Source organism: Inquilinus sp., from assembly GCF_057815775.1.
The window spans coordinates 1-5,569 of record NZ_JBYRFX010001140.1; the positions used below are offsets into that span (position 1 = coordinate 1).

Here is a 5,569-nt window from a genome sequence, read left to right on the forward strand (position 1 = left end):
TATTTACAAACGGTCTCTCAGGGGCCGTAGCGGCGCTGGGCCTCGATCGCCAGGCCGACGCCGACGGCGCCGAAGCTGTCACCCTCCACCACCCGGGCGGCGGGCGCCTCGGCCAGCGCCGCGGCGCGGAAGGCCGGCAGCAGGGCCGAACCACCGGTCAGGAACACGGCGTCGAGCTGATCGGGGGCGAGGCCCGCCGCCTGGATGCAGCGCCGGATCAGCGCCGAAAGCCGGCCGACGGCATCCTGGATCGCGGCGTCCATCACCGCCCGGCCGGCGCGCAGCCCCAGCTTGGGCTCGATCACGCGGAGGTCGATCACCGTCGGGTCGCGGTCGCCGAGCGCGATCTTCGCCGCCTCGACCCGCAGCGCCAGGCTGTGGCCGAGATTGCCCTCCAGCACCCGCAGCAGCCGGTCGAACTTCTGCGGCTCGCGCGATTCGCGCTGCACCTCCTGCACCTCCGCCACCACCTTCGGCGCATACAGGGCGTTGATGCGGCTCCAGGTCGCCAGCATGTGGAAGTAGCGGCTGGGCGCCACGGCGCCGACGCGCTTCATCTTGCTGCCCAGGCCCAGCGCCGGCATCACCGTCGCCAGGCTGAAGAGACGGTCGACATCGGTGCCGCCCAGCCGGATGCCGTCATTGGCCAGGATGTCCCCAGCGCGATCCGGCAGCGCCCGGCGCTGCGGGCCCAGCCGCACGATCGAGATGTCGGAGGTGCCGCCGCCGATATCGACGATCAGCGCCACCTCCTCCCGGTCCAGCCCGGCCTCGTAGGTGCGGGCCGCGGCGATCGGTTCGTATTCGAACGACACCTCGCTGAAGCCGGCCTCGCGGGCGATCGCCGCCAGCGTGTCCTGGGCGGCGCGGTCGCCGGCCGCATCGTCGTCGACGAAATGCACGGGGCGGCCATGCACGACCCGCTCCAGCGCGTGGCCACAAGTGGCCTCTGCCCGCGCCTTCATCTCGGCCAGGAACAGGGAAATCACCCGCTTGAAGCCGATCCGCTCGCGCCCGACCCAGGTGTCCTCCTCGATCAAGGGCGTGCCGAGCACGGATTTGATCGACCGCATCAGCCGGCCTTCCAGGCTTTCGACATAGGAGTCGATCGCCGAGCGGCCGTATTGCGGCGCGCCGCCGACCAGGTCGAACCAGATCGCGCTGGGCAGCGTGGTCGCCGCGCCCTCCAGCGGCAGCAGCCGGGCGCCTTGCCCGTCGACGATGCCGAGGGTCGAGTTCGAGGTGCCGAAATCAAGGCCGCAGACCGCCATGTCCGCCTCCGCTGCGCAACGCCGAAAGGCCCCGATCCGGTCGGACGGGGCTGATGGAAAAGGGCGCCGGGTGTAGCGCGGGCCGCGCGGCCGCGCAAGGGGCTGCCGGTGGATGCGACGATGCGGCCGCCACGGGCCGAGGCTAAGGCCGAAAGCCGCGCAGTCCTTCCCGGATCCCCGGCTCCGGCGCTGAGCGGCGCGGCGGGTGGCCGGCACAGTTCTGCGACATCTGGCGAATAGCCTGCGGCGTCTCAGCGATCAGGGAACCGCATGGCCTCCGCACCGACCGAATCCCGCCGCTCTGCCCCCCTTTGGCGATACGCCGCGCCGGCCCGATGGCTGCATTGGGGCTCGGCGATCCTGATGCTCGCCGTCGTCATCCTGGCCTGGATCATGGAAAGCCTGCCGGATGAGGCCGCGTCGCGCGGCACCGTGCTGATGCTGCACAAATCGGTCGGCCTCACCATCCTGGCGGTCACCGCGATACGGCTGATCTGGCGGGCCCGGCATCCGCCGCCGCCCTCCCGCCGTTGGGGCGCCTGGGAGGCCGCGGCGGCAGCACTCAGCCACCGCCTGCTGTACCTGATCCTGCTGGCGATGCCGGCCAGCGGCTACCTGATGTCCGCCGGTCATGCGCGCCGGATCCCGTTCTTCGGCCTGGTCGATGTGCCGCTGCTGCTGCCCGCCGACGAGACGGTCTACAGCATCGGCCACACCGTGCACATCCTAGGCCAATGGGCGGTCTACGGACTGGTCCTGCTGCATGTCGCAGCCACGGTCTGGCACGTCGCCTTCCGCCGGGACGGCACCCTCGACCGGATGCTGCCCGAGCAGACGGCGGATGCCGGCCTCTATCCTGCCCGGTCCAGCCCGAACACCTCCGCCACCAGCTCGTAGCTGCGCAGCCGGGCGGCGTGGTCGTGGATCATGCTGGTGATCATCACCTCGCTCGCCACCGTCTCGCCGGCCAGGCGCTCGATCTCGGCCTTCACCGTCTCCGGCGTGCCGACGATCTGGTTGCGGCGTGAGCTTTCGGCCAGGCGCTGCTCGTCCGGCGAATACTGATAGGCCAGCACCTCCTCCGGGCTCGGCAGCTGGATCGGGCGGTTGGTGCGCAGCCGCGCCATCGACATCTGGTGCGGCAGCGCCAGCCGCTCCGCCTCGTCCGCATCCTCGGCGCAATAGACCGAGACGGTCAGGATCGAATGCGGCGCCGCCATCGTCGCCGAGGGCCGGAAATTGGTGCGGTACAGATGCATCGCCGGCATCGTGTATTGCGGGCTGAAATGATGGGCGAAGGCGAAGCCGACGCCGATATGGGCGGCGAAGCGGGCGCCGAAATCGCTGGAGCCGAGCATCCAGACCGGCGGCAGCGGCACATCCTCCGGCACCGCATGCACGGCGCGGAAGCCGTGATCGGCCGGGAAGGTGCCGTCGGCGAAGGCCCGCATCTCGGCAAACTGCTCCTGGAAATCATCCGATATGACGGCGTCGCGCGACCGGCGCATCGCCAGTGCCGTCAACTGGTCGGAGCCGGGGGCGCGGCCGAGGCCGAGGTCGATCCGGCCGGGATGCAGCGATTCCAGCATCTTGAAGGCCTCGACCACCCGCAGCGGCGAATGGTTCGGCAGCATCACGCCGCCGGAGCCGACGCGGATCCGATCCGTCACCTGCGCGACATGGCCGATCAGGATCTCCGGCGCCGTGCTGGCGACGCCCGGGATCGAATGATGCTCGGCCACCCAATAGCGGGTGTAGCCCAGCCGGTCGGTCAGGCGGCCGAGATCGAGCGAATTGCGGACGGCCTGGCCGGGCGAATTGCCGGAGGCGATCGGCGCGAGGTCGAGGACCGAGAGAGGGAATGTCATGGGGTGAACTTTGGCAGCCGCGGGCCCGGTTCAAGACCCAGGCCATGCGAGGCCGCATGCAAAGTCAGGCCCCCTGCTCCGCACTTGAGCGCTTGCTTTCCAGGAGACCCACGAGGGCATGCAGGAGTCGGTTCACCGGCGTCGGGATCCCCAGGGCCTCGCCGCGGCGCACGATCAGGCCGTTGAGGTGGTCGATCTCGCTGGGCTTGCCGCGCGCCAGGTCCTGCGCGGTCGAGGAATACTGCCCCGGCATCGACCGGGGGAGGCCGCGCACCATCGCCTCGATATCGTCCGGAACGGCCACGCCCTCGGCCACCGCGACCGCCCGGCATTCCGCCACGACGTCGCGCATCACGCCCTCGATGCCCGGCCCCTGGACCAATTGGCCATAAGGCAGCTGCGCGATGGCGGACAGCGCGTTATAGGCGCAGTTCAGGATCAGCTTGGCCCACAGGGCGGCCCGGACATCGGCTGAGATCTCGGCCGGCACGCCGGCGGCCACGAACGCCTCGGCCACATCAGCGCTGGCGGCCGACGGCTCGATCACCAGCTCGCCGCGGCCATGGTGCAGGACGTGGCCGGGCCCGGCCATCTCCGCCCCGACATAGACCACCGTCGCCCCCACCGTCTGCGACAGGATGCGCCTGAGACGGTCGGCGTTCTCGACACCGTTCTGCAGCGTCAGCACCAGCGCGCCGGGGGCGAGATGCGGTTTCAGCGCCGCCCCGGCATCGTCAGTGTCGGACGACTTCACGCAGAACAGCACGAGGTCTGCCCCGGCGGCGGCCGCGGCATCGGTGCTGGCCGCGAGGCGCAGCCGCTCGTCGAACGCCTGGGTCTCGAGCCGCAGCCCGTCCCGGCCGATCGCCTCGACATGGCCGGGCCGGCCGATCAGCACCACCTCATGCCCCGCCCGGGCCAGCATGCCACCGAAATAGCAGCCCACCGCGCCCGCGCCCATCACCGCGACCTTCATCGACGGCACCCTCCGGCAAGGAAACCCGCGCCCCGCAGGGCACGGGCGCACGTCAGACGTTCAGGAGCAGGTTCTCGCGCTCCCAGGAGCTGATGACGCGGTGATAGGCGTCGTACTCCTTATTCTTCACCCACCAGACGGCATCGACCAGCTTCTCGCCCAGGACTTCGCGCAACGGGCGCGAGGCCGAGAACTTGTTCAGGCTGTCGTACAGGTGACGCGGCAGGGTGAAGGCCAGCCGCTTGGCCGAACCTTCGACCGGGTTCGACGGCGTCATCTCGTTGACGATGCCGAGATAGCCGCAGGCCAGCGACGCCGCGAACATCAGGTACGGGTTGCAGTCGGCGCCGGCGACCCGGTTCTCGACCCGCTTGGCCTGCGGTTCGTCGATCGGCACGCGGAAGCCGACCGTGCGGTTGTCGATGCCCCAATGCACGTTGATCGGCGCATCGCTCTCGGGGTCGAGGCGGCGGTAGGAGTTCACGTTCGGCGCGAACAGCGGCATCGCCGCCGGCACGAACTTCTGCAGCCCGGCGATGTAGGACAGGAACAGGTCGCTGTTGCCGCCGGTCTCGGTGGCGAACAGGTTCCGGCCGGTCTTGGCGTCGTTCACGCTCTGGTGCAGGTGCATGGCGCTGCCGGGTTCGTTCTGCAGCGGCTTGGCCATGAAGGTGGCGTAGACGTCGTGGCGCATCGCCGTCTCGCGCACCGTGCGCTTGAAGATCAGCACCTGGTCGGCGAGGTCGAGCGCGTCGCCATGGTTGAAGTTGATCTCGATCTGCGCTGCCCCCGCCTCATGCGCCAGGGTGTCGACGTCGAGGCCCATCACTTCGCAATGGTCGTAGATTTCCTCGAAGATCGGATCGAATTCGTTGACCGCGTCGATGCCGTAGGACTGGCGCCCGGTCTCCGGCCGGCCGGACCGGCCGATCGGCGGCTCCAGCGGGTAGTCCGGGTCGATGTTCTTCTTCACCAGGTAGAATTCGAGCTCGGGCGCCACCAGCGGCTTCCAGCCCTTCGCCTCGTACAGCTTCAGCACCCGCCGCAGGACATGGCGGCACGACAGCTCGCACGGGCTGCCGTCGACATATTCCGCGTCGCAGATCACCTGCGCCGTCGGCTCCTGGTACCACGGCACCATCCGGATCGTGTCGCCGTCGGGCACCATGTAGATGTCGATATCGGCCGCATTGGTGACGTCGTCGTCGGGGTAGTCCCCGGTCACCGTCTGCATGAAGATCGATTCCGGGATCCGCATGCCCCGCGTCTTCAGGCCCTTGATGAATTTGTCGTCCGGCAGAATCTTGCCCCGGGCAATCCCGTTGATGTCGGGAACCAGGCACTCGACTTCAGTCACACCATGGTCGTGGATGAAGTCTTCCATCTTTTGCATACAATCAAGATCCTGACCCTTTAGGCGGACCCCGCTTCTCGTTTCAGCGGCATCCACCATA

The 5,569-nt window shown here is 69.0% G+C and carries 5 protein-coding genes; 1 reads left to right on the forward strand and 4 read right to left on the reverse strand.

Going from position 1 to position 5,569, the window contains the following annotated elements:
- Positions 1-17 precede the first annotated feature (17 nt).
- The gene (locus AC3XYG_RS40495) at positions 18-1,271 is read right to left on the reverse strand and encodes an Hsp70 family protein (RefSeq protein WP_489145582.1); all 1,254 of its coding nucleotides are present in this window, start codon (positions 1,269-1,271) and stop codon (positions 18-20) included.
- Between the two features lie 270 nt (positions 1,272-1,541).
- On the opposite strand from AC3XYG_RS40495, the gene AC3XYG_RS40500 reads away from it, so the two are divergent.
- Complete coding sequence (locus AC3XYG_RS40500; protein ID WP_489145583.1) at positions 1,542-2,168, forward strand: cytochrome b; 627 nt, start codon at positions 1,542-1,544, stop codon at positions 2,166-2,168.
- Here AC3XYG_RS40500 and AC3XYG_RS40505 read toward each other — a convergent pair.
- The 3 genes from AC3XYG_RS40505 to AC3XYG_RS40515 all read right to left on the reverse strand — a co-directional run bounded on the left by AC3XYG_RS40505 (position 2,123) and on the right by AC3XYG_RS40515 (position 5,508).
- On the reverse strand, positions 2,123-3,139 hold the full coding sequence (locus AC3XYG_RS40505; protein ID WP_489145584.1) for an LLM class flavin-dependent oxidoreductase: 1,017 nt from the start codon (positions 3,137-3,139) through the stop codon (positions 2,123-2,125). The genes AC3XYG_RS40500 and AC3XYG_RS40505 overlap by 46 nt on opposite strands.
- Positions 3,140-3,203: 64 nt before the next feature.
- A complete protein-coding gene (locus AC3XYG_RS40510; protein WP_489145585.1) occupies positions 3,204-4,115 on the reverse strand; it encodes a ketopantoate reductase family protein in 912 nt (303 codons plus the stop codon).
- Positions 4,116-4,167: 52 nt separating this feature from the next.
- On the reverse strand, positions 4,168-5,508 hold the full coding sequence (locus AC3XYG_RS40515; protein WP_489145586.1) for a glutamine synthetase family protein: 1,341 nt from the start codon (positions 5,506-5,508) through the stop codon (positions 4,168-4,170).
- Positions 5,509-5,569 lie beyond the last annotated feature (61 nt).

Excerpts from the sequence above, each read along its gene's own strand:
- AC3XYG_RS40495 (WP_489145582.1), bottom strand. The coding sequence starts at position 1,271 with ATGGCGGTCTGCGGCCTTGATTTCGGCACCTCGAACTCGACCCTCGGC.
- AC3XYG_RS40500 (WP_489145583.1), top strand. The coding sequence starts at position 1,542 with ATGGCCTCCGCACCGACCGAATCCCGCCGCTCTGCCCCCCTTTGGCGA.
- AC3XYG_RS40505 (WP_489145584.1), bottom strand. The coding sequence starts at position 3,139 with ATGACATTCCCTCTCTCGGTCCTCGACCTCGCGCCGATCGCCTCCGGC.
- AC3XYG_RS40510 (WP_489145585.1), bottom strand. The coding sequence starts at position 4,115 with ATGAAGGTCGCGGTGATGGGCGCGGGCGCGGTGGGCTGCTATTTCGGT.
- AC3XYG_RS40515 (WP_489145586.1), bottom strand. The coding sequence starts at position 5,508 with ATGCAAAAGATGGAAGACTTCATCCACGACCATGGTGTGACTGAAGTC.